The sequence below is a fragment of the Pseudomonas sp. PMCC200344 genome (assembly GCF_030053095.1).
Taxonomy (GTDB): Bacteria; Pseudomonadota; Gammaproteobacteria; order Pseudomonadales; family Pseudomonadaceae; genus Aquipseudomonas; species Aquipseudomonas svalbardensis.
Genome location: NZ_CP125618.1, coordinates 915,596 through 936,897, shown reverse-complemented (window position 1 = coordinate 936,897; position 21,302 = coordinate 915,596). Strand labels below are relative to the sequence as shown.

General features: G+C 60.5%; 14 protein-coding genes and 1 tRNA gene. 4 read left to right on the top strand and 11 right to left on the bottom strand.

Going from position 1 to position 21,302, the window contains the following annotated elements; translation table 11 throughout:
* Positions 1 to 184 precede the first annotated feature (184 nt).
* Positions 185 to 2,713 (top strand): sulfite reductase flavoprotein subunit alpha, encoded by a 2,529-nt coding sequence (locus QFW87_RS04065; protein ID WP_283189873.1) that lies wholly within the window; start codon positions 185 to 187, stop codon positions 2,711 to 2,713.
* A gap of 198 nt (positions 2,714 to 2,911) precedes the next feature.
* On the opposite strand, the gene QFW87_RS04060 is transcribed toward QFW87_RS04065, so the two are convergent.
* The 5 genes from QFW87_RS04060 to ptsP all read right to left on the bottom strand — a co-directional run bounded on the left by QFW87_RS04060 (position 2,912) and on the right by ptsP (position 11,441).
* A complete protein-coding gene (locus tag QFW87_RS04060; protein WP_283182018.1) occupies positions 2,912 to 4,030 on the bottom strand; it encodes an IS481 family transposase in 1,119 nt (372 codons plus the stop codon).
* A gap of 146 nt (positions 4,031 to 4,176) precedes the next feature.
* Positions 4,177 to 5,718, bottom strand: a complete 1,542-nt coding sequence (locus QFW87_RS04055) for an alkaline phosphatase D family protein (RefSeq protein WP_283189872.1) — start codon at positions 5,716 to 5,718, stop codon at positions 4,177 to 4,179.
* A 169-nt stretch (positions 5,719 to 5,887) separates the two neighbouring features.
* A complete protein-coding gene (locus QFW87_RS04050; RefSeq protein WP_283189871.1) occupies positions 5,888 to 7,627 on the bottom strand; it encodes a PTS fructose-like transporter subunit IIB in 1,740 nt (579 codons plus the stop codon).
* 11 nt (positions 7,628 to 7,638) lie between these two features.
* Complete coding sequence (gene pfkB / locus QFW87_RS04045) at positions 7,639 to 8,580, bottom strand: 1-phosphofructokinase (protein WP_283189870.1); 942 nt, start codon at positions 8,578 to 8,580, stop codon at positions 7,639 to 7,641.
* On the bottom strand, positions 8,580 to 11,441 hold the full coding sequence (ptsP, locus tag QFW87_RS04040; RefSeq protein WP_283189869.1) for a phosphoenolpyruvate--protein phosphotransferase: 2,862 nt from the start codon (positions 11,439 to 11,441) through the stop codon (positions 8,580 to 8,582). Before ptsP ends, pfkB begins: the two co-directional genes overlap by 1 nt.
* A gap of 301 nt (positions 11,442 to 11,742) precedes the next feature.
* On the opposite strand from ptsP, the gene cra reads away from it, so the two are divergent.
* Complete coding sequence (cra, locus tag QFW87_RS04035) at positions 11,743 to 12,738, top strand: catabolite repressor/activator (RefSeq protein WP_056742871.1); 996 nt, start codon at positions 11,743 to 11,745, stop codon at positions 12,736 to 12,738.
* A 3-nt stretch (positions 12,739 to 12,741) separates the two neighbouring features.
* Positions 12,742 to 13,521 (top strand): TatD family hydrolase, encoded by a 780-nt coding sequence (locus QFW87_RS04030; protein WP_283189868.1) that lies wholly within the window; start codon positions 12,742 to 12,744, stop codon positions 13,519 to 13,521.
* On the opposite strand, the gene QFW87_RS04025 is transcribed toward QFW87_RS04030, so the two are convergent.
* From QFW87_RS04025 to QFW87_RS04010, 4 genes are all read right to left on the bottom strand, one after another.
* Positions 13,522 to 15,552: a methyl-accepting chemotaxis protein gene (locus QFW87_RS04025; protein WP_283182918.1), complete on the bottom strand. Its 2,031-nt coding sequence runs from the start codon at positions 15,550 to 15,552 to the stop codon at positions 13,522 to 13,524.
* A 279-nt stretch (positions 15,553 to 15,831) separates the two neighbouring features.
* Positions 15,832 to 16,668: a regulatory signaling modulator protein AmpE gene (gene ampE, locus QFW87_RS04020; protein WP_283182917.1), complete on the bottom strand. Its 837-nt coding sequence runs from the start codon at positions 16,666 to 16,668 to the stop codon at positions 15,832 to 15,834.
* Between the two features lie 2 nt (positions 16,669 to 16,670).
* Entirely contained in the window at positions 16,671 to 17,240 is a 570-nt protein-coding gene (ampD, locus tag QFW87_RS04015; RefSeq protein ID WP_283182916.1) for a 1,6-anhydro-N-acetylmuramyl-L-alanine amidase AmpD, read from the bottom strand.
* Between the two features lie 64 nt (positions 17,241 to 17,304).
* Positions 17,305 to 19,515, bottom strand: a complete 2,211-nt coding sequence (locus QFW87_RS04010; RefSeq protein ID WP_283189867.1) for a DUF1631 domain-containing protein — start codon at positions 19,513 to 19,515, stop codon at positions 17,305 to 17,307.
* A gap of 285 nt (positions 19,516 to 19,800) precedes the next feature.
* Here QFW87_RS04010 and nadC point away from each other — a divergent pair, with 285 nt between their 5' ends.
* Complete coding sequence (gene nadC / locus QFW87_RS04005; protein WP_283182914.1) at positions 19,801 to 20,649, top strand: carboxylating nicotinate-nucleotide diphosphorylase; 849 nt, start codon at positions 19,801 to 19,803, stop codon at positions 20,647 to 20,649.
* 50 nt (positions 20,650 to 20,699) lie between these two features.
* On the opposite strand, the gene QFW87_RS04000 is transcribed toward nadC, so the two are convergent.
* Complete coding sequence (locus tag QFW87_RS04000; protein WP_046046051.1) at positions 20,700 to 21,005, bottom strand: DUF6388 family protein; 306 nt, start codon at positions 21,003 to 21,005, stop codon at positions 20,700 to 20,702.
* Between the two features lie 137 nt (positions 21,006 to 21,142).
* Positions 21,143 to 21,215: transfer RNA gene (locus QFW87_RS03995), tRNA-Thr, on the bottom strand.
* Positions 21,216 to 21,302: the final 87 nt, after the last annotated feature.

Genomic DNA, 21,302 nt, shown 5'->3' with positions numbered 1-21,302 from the left:
CTGACATACCGCTTTCGCGAGCAAGCCCGCTCCCACAAGGGATTGCGTGTAAAGACTGAAATCAGGGACAGGCCCCGTTCATCCAGGTGAACGGGGCTTTTGTGCGTAATAAAGAATGTTTCTCGACAACCCACGGCATAATGCGCGCCGTGATCAATATTTTCGAACGAACAAGGCGAGCAACGTGTTGAAGAGAACCCTGTTCCAGTTGCACTGGTTTTTCGGCATCAGCGCCGGACTGGTCCTGGCCCTGATGGGCATCACCGGGGCGACGGTATCGTTTCAGGATGAAATCCTGCGCGCGCTGAACCCTTCTGTGCTGCAGGTCGAGAAGCAGGTCGCTGGCGTCCTGCCGCCCGCCGAACTGGTGGAAAAAATCGAGGGCGCCTCCGGCAAGAAAGTCGCGATGCTCTGGGTCGAGACTGACAGCGGCAACGCCGCGCGGGTGTCCTTTACCCCACCGCCGGGTGAGCGCCGCGGCGAGATGCGCTACTTCAACCCGTACACCGCCGAGTTCATGGGCGACGCCACTGGCCGGGACTTCTTCGGCTTGATCCTGCAACTGCACCGCTTCCTCGCCATGGGCGATAGCGGTCGGCAGATCACCGGTGCCTGTACGCTGATTCTGGTGTTCTTCTGCCTGTCCGGTCTTTACCTGCGCTGGCCGCGTCAGTGGAAAAACTGGCGTGCCTGGCTGACCCTCGACTGGAAGAAAAAGGGCCGCAGCTTCAACTGGGATTTGCACTCGGTGGCCGGTACCTGGTGCCTGGTGTTTTACCTTCTGGCGGCGCTGACCGGGTTGTCCTGGTCCTATGAGTGGTACAACAAGGGCCTGACCCAATTACTTTCCGACTCGCCGCAGAACGAGCGCGCCCGCAGCGGTCGCGGCCCTGCGCCAAGCGGCCCGGCGCCCACCGCCGATTACGCAGTGATGTGGAGCAGCATCTACAGCGCTGCCGGTCCTGCACTGAGCGCCTACAACATCCGCATGCCGTCAGTGGCCGGGCAGCCGGCCAACGTGTTCTACCTTTTGAGCAGTTCGCCCCACGACCGCGCGCTGAATCAGATCAGCCTCGATCCGGCGACCGGCATCGTCAAACGGCATGACCGCTACAGCGACAAGAGCCTCAAGGCGCAACTGCTCACCAGCATTTACGCGCTGCACGTCGGCAGCTACTTCGGCATTGTCGGGCGGATTATCCTGACAATTACCGCGCTGACGATGCCGCTGTTTTTCGTCACTGGCTGGTTGTTGTACCTCGATCGTCGACGCAAGAAAAAGCAGATCAAGGATGCCCGCAAAGACCTCGCACAACCGAACAGTGACGCACCGGCGTGGCTGATCGGCTTCGCCAGCCAGAGCGGCTTTGCCGAGCAACTGGCGTGGCAGACCGCCGGGCAATTGCAGGCGGCGGGCCTGCCGGTGAAGGTTCAGCCGCTGGCGGACGTCAGCGAGCAAGACTTGCGTGATTTCAGCAATGCGTTGTTCGTGGTCAGCACCTTCGGCGACGGTGAAGCGCCGGACAGCGCCCGGGGGTTTGAGCGCAAAGTGCTGGGCCGGACGTTGAGCCTGGAAAGCCTGAACTACGCCGTGCTGGGGCTTGGCGATCGGCAGTATCAGCACTTCTGCGGCTTCGCTCGTCGCTTGCACACGTGGCTGGGCGAGCACGGCGGCAAGACCCTGTTCGCCCCGGTGGAGGTCGACAGCGGCGACCCTTACGCCTTGCGTCACTGGCAGCAGCAACTGGGCTTGCTGACCGGACAGGCGCCCGTGGACACCTGGCACGCGCCAAGCTACGACAACTGGAACCTGACCCGCCGTGAGTTGCTCAACCCTGACAGCAGCGGTTCGGGCGTGTACTTGCTCGGCCTCACCGCCCCCAGCACCAGCAGTTGGCTGGCCGGTGACCTGGTGGAAGTGTTGCCGCGCAATTGTCCGTGGGCGATCGAACATTTCCTGGATGGCCTGGGCATTGACGGTCGCGCCACGGTTGCGCTCGGTGGCCTGTCACAACCGCTGGAGCAAGCCCTCGCCAGTCGACAACTGCCAGAAAACAGAACTCACTTGGTCGGCCTGCATGCTCAGGCGCTGGTGGATGCGCTGGTGCCCTTGGCCATGCGCGAATACTCCATCGCCTCGATCGCCGCCGATGGCGTGCTGGAATTGATCGTGCGCCAGGAACGGCATCCTGACGGCAGCCTGGGCGTCGGCTCCGGCTGGCTGACCGAACACGCCCCGGTGGGCGGCACCATCAGCCTGCGCGTACGGCGCAACAGCGGTTTCCACCTGCCGACCGAGCCGGTGCCGATGATCCTGCTGGGCAACGGCACTGGCCTGGCCGGGCTGCGCAGCTTGCTCAAGGCGCGGATCGCCGATGGACAGCAACGTCATTGGCTACTGTTTGGCGAACGCAATCGCGAGCATGACTATCTGTGTCGCGATGAGCTGGAAGAATGGTTGATTTCGGGGGATCTGGAGCGGCTGGACCTGGCGTTCTCGCGGGATCAGGCCGAGAAGATCTACGTGCAGGATCGACTGCGCGAGTCGGCGGACGAGCTGAAAAAATGGCTGGCCGAGGGCGCGGTCATTTACATCTGCGGCAGCTTGCAAGGGATGGCTTCAGGCGTGGATCACGTGCTTAACGAAATACTCGGAATTGAAGAGGTTGACCGCTTGATCGAGCAAGGTCGCTACCGGCGTGACGTGTACTGAAAGAGCCCCTCACCCTAGCCCTCTCCCAGAGGTAGAGGGGACTGACCGTGAGTTTCTTTAGAAATACTGCGACCTGAAAAATCGCGTCGAACTCAGGCATTGAAAACAGTGAAGATCGGCTCCCTTTCTCCCTCTACCCCGTGGGGTGTTTGTACCGGACACATGGTGGACACATGTTCGGGGACATGGTGGACGTCTTCAAAGCCGCTTTCCTGATACAACGGTCTGCAAGCTCAAGTCAATTTTGGCAATGCGATGTCTGCTCCAATAGATGTCGTAGATGCCATCCTCGGTCGTTTCTCTGATGGCTATGTGCTCGCCGATGAAGGCCTTTCCAATCGCATACTTGCGGCTTTTCCAGTACATCTCGCCATTGGCCTGAACCTTTCTGATCAAATCCCCTTCGGCGTACTCCAGTGCTTGCCGATGCTCCTGGTATTCACGAGGACTACAGCTGTAGCGAGTCGCTGGAACCTCCATTTCCAATGCTTGATGGGGGCGTTTCTGGTTGTAGATATCGCGCCAGATATCGAAGGCGTTCTGTGCCCCAAGCAGGTCGATGAAGCACTGACCTTGCAAAACTTCAGCCTTGAGGCTGCGGTGAAAACGCTCAAGCTTGCCCTGAGTCTGCGGGTGATAAGGCCTGGAGTGGCCCACTCGGATGCCCTGGCTCATCAGCCAGACCTCTAACGCGGTATAAACCCCGCTCTGATCGCCCCACGGTGCACCGTTATCCATGGTCATGCGCATCGGCAAGCCGTAGCGCCGAAACACGTGGATAAGCTGCTCCTGCACGGTCTGACGCTGCTCGTTGCCACAGGCCGCGATGCACAGCGAGAACCGCGAATGGTCGTCCAATACCGTCAAGGGATGGCAGCGACCATGGCGCATGCCGACATGTCCCTTGAAGTCCATCTGCCAAAGATCGTTGGGGGCTTCATGCTCAAATCGGATAAAGGGTTTGGTATTTGCCGCCTGCGGGTCGATTCGCGAATTACGCTGCAAAATCGCATGCACCGTGCTGACGGCGGGCATCAAATACCCCTCATCCTCCAGATTGCGTTTGAGCTTGCGGGCGCCCCAGGCCGTGTGCTCCACCCCCAAGGCCAGAATCTGCTTTTCAACCGTATCAGCGCAGCGTTTGGGTGAATGTTTTGGGCGCCGAGACTGGTCGTGCAAGCCGTCTGCACCAGAGGTTTCGAACCGGCCAAGCCATTTGTATCCGGTGCTTGGGCTGATATGAAAGCGTCGGCAGAGTTGTCGGATATTGGCCCCTTCTTGCCGAGCTAACAGTACAAATTCGGAACGAAGCTGCATGGTGGACACCTCTTCCCAAGACACAAACCATCTCCTTTCAGATGAGCAATGTGTCTATTTAAAAGTGTCCACCATGTCTCCGAACACCTGTCCACCATGTGTCCGGTACAAACATGGGGAGAGGGCTGGGGTGAGGGGTGGATCTATCAGACTGGCTGCAACTTCTGCTCAAACACCCCAACCCCATCCAAATCCCGCAACACCACACTCATCTCCCCCGTCTGCCCATCAATATTCACCTCACCAAAAAACTGAAACCCGGCAAACGGTGAGGTGTTCTGTGCCGGTGGTGCTTTCTCGAACACCACTTCCGGGCCAAAGGTCTTATCCAGCGAATCAGGCCCGAAACTCCCCGCATTCAAAGGCCCGGCGACAAACTCCCAGAACGGTTCGAAATCCTGAAACGACGCACGGTCCGGGTGGTAATGGTGCGCGGCGCAATAATGCACATCCGCCGTCAGCCAGACAAAATTGCGCACCTGTTGCGCCCGCAGAAAACCCAACAATTCGGCGATTTCCAGTTCACGCCCCTGGGCCGATCCAGGATCACCGTTGGCCACGGCTTCCCAGCGCGTCACACCGGGGCTGACTTCACCATCCGATACGCCGAGGCCAATCGGCATATCAGCAGCGATGACTTTCCACTGGGCCTTGGAGGCCTTCAATTCACGCTTTAGCCAGTCCAGCTGTTCACGTCCGAGGAACGGTTTAGCGGCACCCAGGTTGTCGTCATTGGCCCCGCGATAGCTGCGCATATCGAGCACGAACACATCAAGCAATGGCCCATAACCGAGCTTGCGATAAATCCGCCCGCCGCCATCGGCGCTCTGCAATCGCATCGGTGCGTATTCGAGCCAGGCCTGACGCGCGCGGCCGACCAGGCTGTGGATATCTTTGCTCTTGTAGCGATCATCCAACGGCTTGCCCGGCGACCAGTTGTTCACCACTTCATGATCGTCCCACTGCCAGATCTGCAGGACCTCGGCGTTGAAGCGGCGGATGTTTTCGTCCATGAGGTTGTAGCGGTAATTGCCGCGATAATCGTCGAGGGTTTCGGCGACTTTGCTCTTGGCTTCAGTGGTGATGTTGCGCCACACGCGGCCGCTCTCTGTGGTGAGCTGCGCAGGTACGGGGCCGTCAGCGTAGATGGTGTCGCCGCTGTTGATAAAAAAATCTGGCAGGCGCAATCGCATGGCTTCGTAGATGCGCATGCCGCCGATGTCCGGGTTGATGCCGAAGCCCTGGCCGGCGGTGTCGCCGCTCCAGACGAAACGGATATCGCGACGGGTTTGCGGCACGCTGCGCAGATGGCCGAACCAGGGCTCGCTGGCGACGCCGCTCTGGGCATCTTCGAAGTGCACACGGTAGAAAATCGCCTGGTCGGCGGGCAGGCCAGTGAGTTCGACGCGGGCAGTGAAATCGGTATTGGAATCGGCCAATGGCGAGGCAAAACGACGAGGGTTGGTGAACAGGCTGCGGGTGTCCCACTCCACCACCATTCGCGCCGGACGATCACATCGGCTCCAGATCATCGCCCGGTCGCCCAGCACGTCGCCGGACTGCACGCCATCGGTGAGTTGTGGCCGATCCTTGACCGAAGCAATCACTGCCGGCGCCAGGCCAGGCAACAACAGCCCGGCACCGACGGCTTGTATGACGCGACGACGGCCGAGGTCGAATTCGCTCATAGTGTTCTCCCTGAAAAGGAAAACTAAAGCACATACGCATGAAATGACTGTGACACAGCCCCCTGTGGGAGCGAGCCTGCTCGCGATAGCGGTGTAACAGTCAACTTATCTATTGAATGTTAAGCAGCCATCGCGAGCAGGCTCACTCCTACAGGAGATTGTTGGGGTGTCAGGCGCTGACGGGCTCTATTGCCAGCTCAACGACTTCCGGCCGCTTGACCACCGCATAAACCACCGCCGTCAGCAGACTCCCCGCCACAATCGCCAGCAGGTACAACAGCGCATGGTTGATCGCATTCGGGATCGCCAGTACGAACAACCCGCCGTGCGGCGCCATCAGTTTGCAGCCGAAATACATCGACAACGCACCGGTCAGCGCACCACCGGCAATGCTCGCCGGGATCACCCGCAGCGGGTCTTTCGCGGCAAACGGAATCGCGCCTTCGGAGATGAAGCACAGCCCCAATACCAACGCCGCTTTACCGGCCTCGCGTTCGGTCTGAGCAAACTTGCGCCGCGCAATAAACGTAGCGATGCCCAGGCCAATCGGCGGCACCATGCCGGCCGCCATGGTCGCGGCCATCGGTGCATAACTTTGTGACGCCAGCAGCCCCACCGAGAACGCATACGCGGCTTTGTTGATCGGCCCGCCAAGGTCGACGCACATCATCCCGCCCAGCAACACACCGAGCAGAATCGCATTGGTAGTGCCCATGCTGTCGAGGAAGTGCGTGAGGCCTTCGAGCATCCCGGCCACCGGTTTGCCGACCACGTAGATCATCACCAGACCGGTGAACAGACTCGCCAGCAACGGGATGATCAGAATCGGTTTCAGCGCCTCAAGACTTTGCGGCAATCGCGCATAACGATTGATCGCCTGCGCCGCGTAACCGGCGATGAAACCGGCAATGATCCCGCCGATAAAACCGGCGCCCAAGGTGCTTGCCAGCAGACCGCCAATCATCCCCGGCGCCAGGCCCGGACGGTCGGCGATCGAGTAGGCGATATAACCCGCCAGCAGCGGCACCATCAGTTTGAATGCGGTCTCGCCGCCGATCTGCATCAGGGCTGCCGCGAGCGTGCCTTCCTCCTTGAAGGCAGTGATGCCGAACACGAACGACAAGGCGATCATCAGACCGCCCGCCACCACCATCGGCAGCATGAACGACACGCCGGTCAGCAGGTGTTTGTAGACGCCACTTTTCTCTTGCTTGGCCGGGCCTTTGGCACCGCTCGAAGCGGTTTCCTGCGTGCCTTCGGCCAACGCTTTATTCAGCGTCGCTTCGGCTTGTTTGAGGGCGATGCCGGTGCCACAACGGTAAATCTTCTTGCCGGCAAAACGTTCGGTGGCGACTTCGATATCGCAGGCCAGCAGCACTACGTCCGCATCGGCAATGGCTGCTGCACTCAGCGGATTGCGCGCACCGACCGAGCCCTGGGTTTCCACTTGCAGGTCGTAACCCAGACGCTTGGCCGCTTGCTGCAAGGCCTCGGCGGCCATGAAGGTGTGTGCGACGCCGGTCGGGCACGCAGTAATCGCGACCAGGCGCGGGGCGTTTTTCACGAGGGCGGCAGGCTCGGCCACGGCTTCGGGGGCGACGTAAACCTGAGCCTCTTCAGCACCGCGACGCAGCACCGCTTCAACATCTTGCAGGGCTTGCGCCGGGGTACTCTGGAACACCCGCTTGCCGACGAATCGCGACATATCCACTGGCGCGCTGGTCACCAGCAACACCCACTCGGCCGCCTCGACCGTGGCCACCGACAATTGGCGTTCTGGGTGCGCGGCATCGTTGACTTCGACACTGGTGCTCCAGCCCTGACGCTGGGCCGCCGCATCAAGCAAACGGGCGCACAGCACACTGGTGACCATACCGTTCGGGCAGGCCGTAACAATGGCTAACTTCATGACAAACCCTCTTATTGTTCTGTCAGGGTGCGCATGCGCACGCCCTGTTCGAGCCGCGCCAACTGCGTGGCGTCGCCAATACCGAAACCGATCTGGGTGACCGCCATCGCGGCAATCGCCGTGGCGGTGCGCAAGGTCTGTTCAGGCGTGTCGGCGCTGAGCAGACCGTGGAGCATGCCCGCCAGTAGCGAATCGCCCGCGCCCACGGTGCTGACGACACTAACCTTGGGCGGCGTGGCATGCAGCGCCGAGCCGACACTGAACCAGTTCACACCGTCGGCACCGTCGGAGATCACCACGTGCTCGATGCCTTGAGCGTGCAGGCGGCTCGCGGCTTGCGCTTGCGCAGCCACCGAAACCACCTCACAACCCAGCGCGTCGGCCAGCTCTTCGGTATTGGGTTTGATCAGCCACGGGCCGGCGTTGAGCGCAGCCCGCAAGGCTTCACCACTGGTGTCCAACGCCACGTTCAAACCGAGATTTTTCAAACGCACAATCAACGCCTGTAACCACTGAGGACTGATGCCTTGGGGCAGGCTGCCGGCAACGACGACCGCGTCATGACCGGGCGCAATCTGATCAAGTCGATCAAGCAACGCCTGTTGCGCGGCTTCACTCACCAAGGGTCCGGGACCGTTGATGTCGGTGATGCGTCCATCGCTTTCCGCCAGTTTGATGTTGCTGCGCGTCTCACCCGGAACACGGATGAACGCGTCGACAAACCCGCGTTTGGCGAACAGGGTTTCGAACGCCTGGAGGTTGTCCTCCCCGAGGAAACCGCTGACCGTGAGCTGATGCCCGAGGTCCGCCAGCACCTGTGCCACGTTCACGCCTTTACCGGCGGCGTGTGTATGCATCTCGTCGCTACGGTTGACTTGGCCGGGGGCAAGTAGCGGCAACTGGACGGTGAGGTCCAGCGCCGGGTTGAGGGTCAGGGTCAGGATCTTGGCCATTACAGGGCCTCCACTAGTGCGCGCACTTCATCGGCGCTGCCCACGGCCAGGGCCTGTTGGGCAAGGATTTGGGTCTGAGCCAGGCTGAGTTCGCGAACCCGCGCCTTGACCTCGGCAATGCTGCGACCCGACACACTGAGCTCATCCACACCCAGACCGACCAGCACCGGCACCGCCAGCGGATCGGCCGCCAACTCGCCGCACACACCGACCCACTTGCCGTTTGCATGCGCTGCGCGCACGGTGATGTCGATCAGTTGCAGCACCGCCGGGTGCAAGCCGTCAGCCTGGGCCGACAAGGTTGGATGACCACGGTCGATGGCCAGGGTGTATTGGGTCAGGTCATTGGTGCCGACGCTGAAGAAGTCGACCTCTTTGGCCAGCACCGGCGCCAGCAATGCAGCCGACGGCACTTCAATCATGATCCCCAGTTGCAGGTCGGCAACCGGAATTTCCAGACGCAGACGTTCGGTCATGTCCCGCGCCTGGCGCCACTCGTCGACGCTGCCGACCATGGGGAACATAATCCGCAGCGGACGGTTGTCCGCAGCGCGCAGCAAGGCACGCAATTGCGCTTCCATGATGTGCGGACGTTGCAGGGTCAGGCGAATACCGCGCACGCCGAGGAACGGGTTTTCTTCTTTGGCGATCGGCCAATACGGCAGCGGTTTGTCACCGCCAACGTCGAGGGTGCGCACCACCAGCGGCCGACCGGCCAGGCCATCGAGCACGCGACGGTATTCGACTTCCTGGGTCGCCTCGTCCGGCGCTTGCGAGTGGGCCATGAAAATCAGTTCGGTGCGCAACAGGCCAATGCCTTCGGCGCCCTGCTCCACCGCGTTGGTCACGCCGGCGCTTTCGCCGATGTTGGCGAACACTTCGACCGCATGGCCGTCAGTGGTCAGTGCCGGTTGATGGCGTTGTTCGGCGGCTGCTTTCAGACGTTGCTCGCGGGTGTCGCGCTCTTCGGTGGCGCGTTGCAAGGTCGCCGCGTCGGCGTCCACGTGCAGGCGGCCGCGCTGACCGTCAATCAGTAACGGCGTGCCCGGCGCCAGCAGCAACACGGCCGGACCGGCTCCGACCAGTGCTGGAATACCGAGGGCTCGGGCGACAATCGCACTGTGCGCGGTGGCGCCGCCACGGGCGGTGAGGATGCCGGCGACGCGCGCCGGATCAAGGCGGGCGACGTCGGACGGACCGACTTCATCCATCACCAGAATGTACGGTTGCTCAGGCTCGCTCGGGGTTTCGACGCCACTCAGTTGCGCCAGCACTCGACGGCCGATATCACGCAAGTCGGCGGCGCGCTCGGCGAGCAAGGCGTCCTGCAGCGATTCCTGTTGTTTGGCCGCCGCTTCAATTACCGCCATCCACGCCGCTTCGGCACTTTCGCCCTGCTTGAGACGGGTGTCGACTTCATCGGTCAATTCCGGGTCGTCGAGCATTTCCTGGTGGGTGATGAAAATCTCGCGAATGGCCTTGGACTTGCTGCGTTCAATCAGGCCTTCGATGTCGTGACGCACGTCCGCCAATGCCTGTTGGAGACGCTCGCGCTCAATCGCGGCAGACTCACCGCGCAGCGGGTATTCAATGGTTTGCAGCACTTGAATGTGCGCTGGGCCGATGGCGATGCCCGGTGCGGCGGCGATGGCCTGAATCAGACTGCCAGAGGCTGGCGCGAGGATTACCTCGGCCACATCGGCGATCACTTCGCGTTGTTGGCTCACGGCTGGCAACGGCTCTATTTCTTCACCGAGGCCTTCTTCGATGGCGGCCAGCAAGGCTGGCAAGGCATCGGCAGCGATGCTCGGTTCGGCGACAAATTCCAGCACCTGACCGCGACGGGCGCCGAGGCTGAGCAGTTTGCTCAAACTCTTCACCGACACGGCGCTGTCCTGGCCATCGACGATGCGTACGCGGATTTCACCTTCAAAACTTTTCGCCAGTTGCGCGAGAATCTTTGCCGGACGCGCGTGCAAGCCGTGGGCGTTGGCCAGGGCGATGCGAGCGCTGGGCCAATCGGCCGGCAGCTCACCGCCCAGGACTTCGAGGACTTTACGGCTACTGGTGGCGCGACCCAATTCGTGGCCGCGACCTTCGATCAGCAACGCACAAAGGCGTTCGAGCAAGGCCTGATGGGCTTCACCGAGGCTGGCCAGGCAGAACAGACCGCTGAGCGGCTGGCCGAGGTAACGCATGGGTTTGTCCGGCGTGACGAAGGCCAGGCCAGGCCGCTTGACCGTTTGCTCGCTGTGCAACCACCACAGGCCATCGCCCAGCGGCAGCGCGTCGACTTGCTGCAACACGGCAGAGAAACCGTTGCTCACGCAGTCGGCCTGACGCAGCAAACGTGCACCGCGCCAGACCAACTCTTCGAAGTCATCGGCGGACACACCGAGGCCGATCATCTGTGCATCCAGCGCCAGTTCTTGCGGCGCGCCTTGCAGCAGTTTCAGCAAGGCTTCGGCGGAACTGGCGCGGCGCAGCGCCTGGCCCAGGTCGGTTTCGCCGAGGGCACGGGTCAGCAGTTGCAATAGACGCAGGTGTTCGTCGGATTTGGCCGCAATACCAATCGCCAGGTAGACGATCTGACCGTCGCCCCAGTCCACGCCTTCAGGGAACTGCATCAGCCGCACGCCGGTGGAAAACACCAGATCGCGGGTTTCCGGCGTACCGTGGGGGATGGCAATACCTTGACCGAGAAAGGTCGAGCCCTGGGCTTCGCGCGCCTGCAAACCGGCGAGATAACCCTCGGCGACCAAGCCATCGGTGACCAGATGCTGCGCCAGCAGGTGCAACGCTGCGGACTTATCCACAGCCGATTGGCCCATGGATATCTGCTCTATGGTGAGCTCGAGCATGCTTTCTCCTTTTTGGCGTCTTGTGACGCCAGGTATTGTTTTGAATGATTCAGCTTAGGCTCTTAGACACACCTTTTCAGGGGCAGTTTTGGCGGTTTCGCGGCAGAACCGGCAAAGGAGCCTATAACGTAGAAAATACGCTTGCTGAAACGTTTAATCTAGAATGATTGGCACGTTACTCGATAATGTCTCATCCTTGAAGTCCAATTGTCGGATGCATCGCGACGATGGTCGTCTGCCTTAATCGGGTAGGATTGGCGAAAATGTCGAGGCAAGCTCGAAAAAACAAGGAAAACCCGGGTTGAAACTCAGTGATATCGCCCAGTTGGCCGGTGTGTCCGTTACCACCGCCAGCTATGTCATCAATGGCAAGGCAGAACAACAACGTATCAGCAGTGCCACCGTCGAGCGCGTGCGCGCGGTCGTCGAACAACATGGCTTTACGCCCAATCCCCAAGCTGCCGGGCTGCGCAGTCGGCATACCCGCACCCTGGGTTTCATTCTGCCGGACCTGGAAAACCCCAGTTACGCGCGAATCGCCAAACTGCTGGAACAAGGCGCCCGCGCTCGCGGCTATCAGCTGCTTATCGCCAGTTCCGACGATGCGCCGGACAGCGAACGGCAATTGCTGAAACTGTTCCGGGCCCGGCGCTGCGATGCATTGATCGTTGCCAGTTGCCTGCCGGCCGGCGATGACAGCTATCGCCAATTGCAGGCCAAGGGCATTCCGATCATCGCGATCGACCGGGTCATGGAGCCTGAGCATTTCTGCTCGGTGATCAGCGATGACCGCGAGGCCAGCCTGCAACTGACCCGCAGTCTACTGGACCCGCTGCCCAAACAGATTGCACTGATCGGCGCACGCCCCGAACTGAGCATCAGCCAGGAGCGAGCGGGCGGTTTCAAAGAAGCGTTGGATGGGTTCAAAGGCGAGGTGCTGATCGAGCACGGCGAGTCGTTCAGCCGTGAATGCGGCAAACAGTTGATGGAAGAACTGCTACAGCGTCTGGGCCATTTGCCGGATGCGCTGGTGACGACTTCCTACGTGCTGCTTCAGGGCGTATTCGATGCCTTGCACGACTTCCCGCTCAAAACCCGCCCGCTGCGCCTCGGCACTTTCGGCGACACACAGTTGCTGGATTTCCTGCCGCTGCCGGTCAACGCCATGGCCCAGCAGCATCAGCTCATCGCCGACAAAGCGCTGGAACTGGCCCTGGCCGCCATCGAGCAATCGGATTACCGACCCGGCGTGCAGGCCATCGCGCGGACCTTCAAGCAGCGTATTCGCCAGGACTGAACCGTGGAGCTGATCGACAGCCACACTCATCTGGATTTTCCGGACTTCGACGAGGATCGCACGGCGCTGTTGGCCGAGAGCCGCGCCCTCGGGGTGCGGCGGATGGTGGTGCTGGGGGTTTATCAGGGCAATTGGCAGCGCGTCTGGGATCTGGTGCAAAGCGATCCTGACCTGCATGCGGCGTTCGGTTTGCACCCGGTGTATCTGGATGATCATCGTCCCGAAGACCTGACGGCACTCGGCGACTGGCTGACTCGGCTGGCCGGCCATCGGCAACTGTGTGCGGTGGGCGAGATCGGTCTGGATTACTTCATCGAAACCCTCGATCGCGAGCGCCAACAGGCGTTGTTCGACGCGCAGCTGCAACTGGCGGCGGACTTCACGCTGCCAGCGCTGATCCATGTGCGACGCAGCCATGCGGCGGTGATTGCCACGCTTAAACGGTTCAAGTTGAAACGCGCGGGGATCATCCACGCCTTCGCCGGCAGCAAGGAAGAGGCTCGTGAGTACATCAAGCTTGGTTTCAAGCTTGGTTTGGGCGGTGCTGCGACTTGGCCGCAGGCGCTGCGCATGCATCGCGTACTTGCTGAACTGCCGCTTGCATCGGTAGTGCTGGAAACCGACTCCCCGGACATGGCGCCCGCCATGTTTCCCGGTCAACGCAACAGCCCGGCCCATCTTCCGGCGATCTGCTCCGCATTGGCCGGGATCATGGCGATCACGCCCGAGCAATTGGCCGCTGCCAGTACGGCCAATGCCTGTGAGCTGTTCAACTGGCGTTGATCACACCCGAAACGCGCTGATCAGCTGTTTGAGCTCCACCACCTGAGCCGACAACGCACGACTGGCATCCTCGGTCTGATGCGCCCCTTCGGCGGTGCGTTCACCCGCGCGGTTGATCTCGACAATATTCTGGTCGATGTCATGGGCCACGGCAGTCTGCTGCTCTACCGCCGCGGCGATTTGCTGGTTCTGATCGACGATCATGCCGACGGCGCCGAGGATGTTCTCCAGCGCTTGCTGAACCTTCTCCGACTGCCCCACGGTACCGTTGGCCATCTGATGACTGGTACCCATGGCCTTCACCGCAGCGCCGACACCGCTGTGCAGCTTGGCGATCATTTGCTCGATTTCTTCGGTCGATTGCTGGGTACGTTTGGCCAGGGTCCGGACCTCATCCGCCACCACCGCAAAACCACGGCCCTGCTCACCGGCCCGAGCGGCTTCGATGGCCGCGTTGAGCGCCAGCAGGTTGGTTTGCTCGGCGATGCTTTTGATGACTTCCAGCACGCGGCTGATGGACTGACTATCGCTGGCCAGTTGATTGATCACCAGCACCGACTGATCAATCTCACTGGCAAGCGCAGCGATGCTGCCCTGCTGGGACTCCACCAGCCCGCGACCGCTGATGGTCTCGTCATTGACGCTATGGGCGCTGCTGACCGCCGCGGCGGCACTGCGTGCCACCTCAAGGGACGTGGCCGACATCTGGTTCATGGCCGTGGCAACCTGCTCGATCTGCGTGCGCTGCCCCGCCACCGCCTGGTTGCTCTGGGCGGAAACGCTCTCCACCTGCCCGGCCTGACGCTCGACCTCACTGACGGTCTGGCCGACCCGCTCGATCAGGTCATGGATTTTCTTCACGGTGCCATTGAACACCTCGCCCAACTCGCCCAGTTCATCCCGGCTGTTGGCGCTGAAGGTCACCGTCATGTCGCCGGCCGCGACTTTGTCCATCACCGCGCCAAGACGCTTGAGGGTGGTGCGGGTCGAAGCGTAGAAGCCGCCGTAGAGGTAAAAAATCAACACAAACACCACCGACAGCGCCACGGCCTGCAAGACCATATGCGTGCGGTTCTGCTCCAGTCGCAGCTGTAACTGGGTGCCGAGAAACTTCAGGGTGGCTTCATTGAGTTGGTAGGTCTGGTCCATCAGGCCCGTGACCTGATCGTAAAAGCCCTGCCACGGCGCATCCAGCGTGTCGGCCATCACTACCTGCTCTTCGAACAGTTCACTGGCCTTTTTCAACGATGCCTTGCTGTTATCGGCCTGAGCGGCCAGGGTTTCCCGTGCCGCTTTGCTGGAGCCCAGTGCGTCCTGCAACTTCAGGGCATATTCGGCCTGCAGTTTTTCGATCTGCGCCAGCAACTCATCAAAACGGGTACTCGATGCTGAGTTGAGAAAGCCCTGCCCCAGCGAAAAAGAGCCCATCGCCCGGCCTTCGCCCAGAAGCTGGGTAACGGGCGGGGTGACATTGGTAATGAGTTCGCTCAGCTGGCGCATGTCGCTCTGGGTGTCGCGGCTGAGGCCGGCCTGACTGGCGATGATCTGGCTGAAAATTTGTGCGTTGCCGAGCAACTTGCCGATCATCGCGCTTTTGCTTTGCAGGGAATTTTCCGCTTGCTGGGCCTTGAACGCGGCGATCATTTCATCACGCTTGCCATCAAAAACCATGATTTGCTCGGGGTCAGTGGTCATCGCCGTCAGCCCTTGCAAACGGGTCAACACACTTTGCCCCAAGGTACTGATCTGCGACTCGATATTGCCGGCCTTGCCGGACTGACCGAGGGTGACGTTGATCTGCACCAGATTGTTCAGGGTTTCCAGATCGCGCCGTAACGTCAGGCTGCTGCCCAGCAGGTCGAGGCTTTGCAGTTCGACCCGGGTGCCCTGGAATTCTCGATAAGAATCGCGCACCAGATAGAAGTTGGTCACCAACATCGGCACAAGGAACAGCACGCTGATCAGGCTGAACTTCATGCCAAAGCTCAGGCGATTCATCAGCGCGACGGCGGGATAGAGCAAGCTCTTCACTGGAAGTCTCCCTTTGATTTCTTATTTTTATTGGCAGGCGCGGGTCGAGAGCAGATAGCCACTATTCGGCGCTGTCTCTGTATAGCTCAAATCGGCGGGAGGTTTTGTAACTTAAGGTTAACGACACGGCGTACGCGGTCCTGTAGCAGCTGCCGAAGGCTGCGTCCGGCTGCGCAGCAGTCGTAAGATTACGCAGTGAGCCAGACAAACCGCAGTGACTGAGTTGGCGACTGCTGCGCAGCCGGACGCAGGCTGCGCCAGCTACAGGGGTCAGCGTGCTTACGGAAGGACGGTCCACAACGCAAAACCGGCGTACCAGAGCACCGCCGCTCGCAGCAACAGTTCCCAGATCCGGTCGAGGCTGTTGATGCCGTCAGGCCCGACCACCGGTGCCGGGATTTCACCGGCCACCAGCCCGACCTTCTCGATCAATTGGGCGGCGCTGATGTTCCAGTTCAGCAGTTCGTGCAGCATCACCCGGCTGACCGCGACAAAGTTGCCGACCAACGCAAAACTCGCCGCCAGCAGACGCACCGGCACCCAGTCGAACGCATGACGCAGTTTTGCCGCGCGCTCGACCACGGCCGGGTTCTGCCCGTGTTCTTCGGCCAGGGCCAGCAGTCGATAGCTCAGGGCCGCGACCGGCCCCAGCAGGAAGTACCAGAAAATCACCGCGAAAAAGCTCTGATAAGCCTCCCACAGCAAATGCCCTTCGACCCGTTCCAGCAATTGTTCGCCGCTATCGGCGCAGATACCCACATCGCGGTCCGCTACATGAGCGGCAGCTTGCAGGTCTTCCCGGCGCCAGGCATCGCGAAACGGCCCGAGACCGGCCAGCAGATCACCGCGGCCCAGACTGTAAATCACCACCAGCAGGTGCACCGGCAACGCCAGCAGACCGTAAGCCACCGGGTCCAGTACCAGTAGCAGCAAACCCAGCAATGCCACTGGCAACAACACCAGTATGACCAAGATCAGCCACGGACTTTTCGCCAGACGCGGACTGACCTCAAGCTTGTTCAGCTCGCGAACCCATCCACCATCGCGCTGAATCCGATGACGCAGGGCCGAGAACTTCTCGATCCAGACCGCCAACAGCAACACCAGAAAACTCATTGTTACTCCTTATTTTCCAGAGCAGCTTTTGCCAGAGCCGCGCGATAGCGTGCCCAGTCAAACGCCGGTCCCGGATCAGTCTTGCGCCCGGGTGCGATGTCGCAATGCCCGCAGATGCGCTCTACGGTGATGGCCGTGAAGGCGCTTTGCAGCTGCCGGGTCAGGGTCGTCAACGCTTGATACTGAGCGTCGGTGAACGGCAGATCATCCGTGCCTTCAAGTTCGATGCCCACGGAAAAATCGTTACAGGTTTCCCGCCCTTCGAAACTCGAGACGCCGGCATGCCAGGCACGCTCAAGACAAGAGACAAACTGAGTGACGGTGCCGTCACGTTCGATCAGAAAGTGCGCAGACACACGCAGGTCGGCGATCCCTTCAAAGTAGGGATGCTCCGTGACATCCAGACGATTCTGGAAAAATTCCTGCACCTTGCCGGTGGCGAATTGCGCAGGCGGCAAACTGATGTTGTGGATCACCAGCAGGGAAACTTCGTCCGAGGGGCGCGCATTGAAGTTGGGCGAGGGGCAAATATCTACGCCCTGACACCAACCGCTCGCGGGGTCCAACTGCATACAGGTTCCTTCAACGACGACTGTGTTGGCGCCCAGTATGCCGCGATAGACCCTCGGGGCGCGATCACTTGCCGCGATTGAGGCGCCGCAGGTTGCCGATCACCGACTCCAGCGCCCGGTCGAACAGCAAGGTGTCGTCCAGCGCACGCGCCGCGCCACGACAAAATTCCAGCGCCAGACCGGTGCGGCTGCGCTCCAGCACTTTCATCCCGGTGCGATTGACGAAAATGTACTTGCCGGTGGCTTCAATGATCGCCGCCAGCTTGCAGCGAAGGGTGTTTTCCTCGTCTTCCTGAAACTCGACCCAGCACCCCAACCGCAGTTGATCGACCTGAAGCAGACCGGCATCGTCCTCCGGCAAGCGCACTGACGCCGTTTCGACCGGCCCTTCGTCGGCGGTTCGCAGGACGATTCCCTGCCGCACTTCGACCATTACCGGTGTATCGACAGACTGCTCAAGCTTTTGCCCTGGACGTTCGAACAGCTGAACGTGCAAGGCTTCCAGCTCACTGAAAAATTCGCTGGTAGCGAACGGGTCGAAGGCCGAACTGCTCAGCCCGTCGCGCAACGACTTGAGCAACCCAGGTACCAGCGCCAACAAGCGCAGGCTCGCATCGGATTCATCATGACGCTGCACGCTCCAGATCAATTGCTCCATGGACTGCACATCGGCGTGCCACTCGGACGACTGATCGCCGTGCTTGAGACAGGTCAGCAGCAGCACCTGGCTCCACGCTTCCTGGACAAACACCACCACCCGTTGCGGCAATACTTTGCCCAACAAGGCCTGATTCAGCACCTGTTCGACGCGCTGGCGGGCCAGTTCAGTCCTGGCGCGGCCTTCTTCGGCGTCACGGGTACGTTGCTCCAGCAGCTCACTGCGACGGCGCTCGTCGCTGGTGAAGGCGAGAAAATCCGCGAGCAATTCGGAAAAGACCGCCGGATCATCGACAAAATCGTTCAGCAACCGTTGCACCACTTGCTCGATGCGCAGATACAGGCTGTCGCGCTCATGGTCATCGCACTCGCCCCAGCCCATGGCTGCAGTGGCGATTTCATTGAGCAGGCGTCGGGCCGGGTGACTGCTGCGGCTGAAGAAGCTCTTGTCGAGCACCGCCACTTTCAGCATCGGGATCTGCAAACGGCCGATCAACGCCTTGAGCGAATCCGGCAGGTTGCGGTCATCGAGGATGCATTCGAAGAGCATGGCGATCAGGTTGATCACGTCTTCGTCAGCCACCCCAACCACGCGTGACTTGCCACTTTTGAGGCTGACCCGGGTCAGCAGTTGTTCGAGCTGGTTTCGCAGATCGAAGTCGTCCTGGGCTGCCGGCGCCGGCACGTATTGCTGCAAGTGCGAGAGCAGCCGCATTAGGTCACGGGTGGAAATCGGCTGTGTCCGGGCACTGGCTTCAAGGGTCGGCGCGACACTGCCACGCACGTGAAGCAGCAACTCCTGCAACGCGGCGAAGACTTCCTGCACGCTGTCGTCGATCGGCGGACCACCGACGCGAGTGTTGGCCTGTGCGGGTTCAGTACCAACGCCGGCAGTCGTACGATCCGTGACCCGACGCGCAGGGGCGGGCTTAAGGTCAGGCAGCACACCGGTGGCGACCAGCAACTGATTGGCTTCGGCGTAGAGCTGTTTGGCATCCCTGAGCACATAGCGTTCGAACAGTTTGAGGATGATCAGCTTGACCTTGATCTCCACCCCCAGGTTACGCCCGGCCTGCAAAAAGTACTCGCAGAGCATCGCCGGCCCCATGGGGTTGTGCAGATCGAGCAGTTCCCTGCCCAGCAGTGCGCTGAGTCGGGCGGTCAGTTGGTCCAGGGCGAAGCCGTCGCGGTTCAGCACTTTGCTGACCATCGCCTCCACCGCCACGCTGCGCTCCACGTCGTCATTGGGCAGCGCCACCGAGGTGTCGAAGGCCAACGACTGGGGCGAGGCAGACTGAGTGATGTCGTACTGGGTGAGGCTGACAAAAGCCTCGAAAAATTGTTCGAGAAAGCCGCGTTCGATGTTTTTGCGCTTGAGGCGCAAGTCGCGCATGGCTTCGAAGAAGATGTTCTGTTCGACGTCATTGCGGGCCCGGTCGGCCATTTCGAACAGCGTGTCGTCGGCGTTATCGAACAGTTCCTGCAAACCACGCCTGAGCTGTTGGGCGGCCTTGTCGCGAACCTGAAGCAGAATCACAGGCAGGCGGGCGAGCGGCGAGTGAGTCGCCTGGTCGGTAGCAACCTTGTGCAAAGGCACTACATTCCCGTCGTTGTGCATTCAGGCCTCCTGAAACGGTGAGTCTTCGAATAGTCGTCAATCCAAATCCACGTCAAAGCCATGACGTCAAAAGCAAGGCGAATTATCTTGCAAAAGATGCCCCCTCTACCAGCAGACTCTGCGTTTCCCATTGAAATAGACGCTTATGGCAGGCGCTGACTTAGTGCCGATTGCTCAGGCGAATCGACCAAATGCAGGTTTCAGAGCGATGGGAACGCCTCTGATGCCTTGGGTTGCCCAGCGCCATGGCCCTATAATCGGGCCACTTTGTTTGTGGAGTCCGTTATGCCGAATCTACGTCTCGCCGATTTGACCGCCGAAATCGAAGCCAACGTGCGCCGTGCGTTGCTCGAAGACATCGGCAGCGGCGACATCACCGCTCAGCTGATCCCGGCCGAACGCCTGGCCAAAGCCACGATCATCACCCGCGACGCTGCCGTCATCTGCGGCACAGCCTGGGTTGATGCAGTGTTTCGGCAGCTGGATCCACGTGTTGCGGTGCACTGGCAGGTGCGCGATGGCGAGCGGGTGAAACCCAATCAGGTGCTGTTCCACCTCGAAGGCCCGGCGCGCTCGCTACTGACGGGCGAACGCAGTGCACTAAACTTCCTGCAGTTGCTTTCTGGCGTGGCCACGCGTGCGCAGTACCTGGCGGATTACGTTGCCGAGACTCAGGTGAAGTTGCTCGACACCCGTAAAACCTTGCCGGGGCTGCGTCTGGCGCAGAAGTACGCCGTGACCTGCGGCGGGTGCCATAACCACCGCATCGGCCTGTACGACGCCTTCCTGATCAAGGAAAACCATATTGCCGCCTGCGGTGGCATCCCGGAGGCCATCAAAGCCGCGCACAAGATTGCCCCGGGCAAACCGGTGGAGATCGAAGTGGAAAGCCTGGAGGAGCTGAAGGAAGCCCTGGCGGCCGGTGCCAACATCATCATGCTCGATGAATTGAGTCTGGATGATATGCGCGAAGCCGTGCGCCTGAACGGCGGCAAGGCGAAACTGGAGGCCAGCGGCGGTATCAACGAAAGCACGCTACTACCAATCGCCGAAACCGGGGTGGATTACATCTCGATTGGTGCGATGACCAAGGATGTGAAGGCTGTCGATCTGTCGATGCGCCTGAGCCTTTGATTACGCCGGTGTGAATGAAAAACGCCAGCCTCGTGAGGCTGGCGTTTTTATCAGACCACCAGATTATTCATCTCGCAGTACTCTTCCCACTCGACGCCCAACACCTCGGCAGCCTCCTTGTGCAGAACAAGGCGCGCAGCCTCGAACTCTTCAGGGGTTGAGGTGTACTTGAGCGTCAGCTCCCACGGCTGCAAGCCCTGAGACTCTGCCTCATCCTCGAACGCCCACTGGATCTGGTCTTTCTGATCATCGGCTGGCAAGTCCTTGATCTCTTCAGCTAGCTGGGGCGATTCCAGCAAGTACTTCTTCAGCGCTTCTGCGTGTCTGGCTTCTTGGGTCAATTCTTTAACGGTCATGGCGTTCTCTTTGATCTGGGGAATGGAAGATGGATCTGGATCATCAAGGATCTCTCTGACGCAAAAAAACCGTTTGAAGCCCGGTTTGCCTGGCCTTCAGAACCATTCGGGATCATCTGAAAACAACGTGTCGCTCGTGCCCGAGACAGGAATCGAACCTGCGACCTTCGCGTTACGAGTGCGCTGCTCTACCGACTGAGCTACACGGGCAGTGGGCTAAACCTAGCACTGACTTTGGGGTCAGGCAACTTCATGCCTCGTCTCATTTTTTTGCAGGCAAAAAAATGCCCCGCAGCT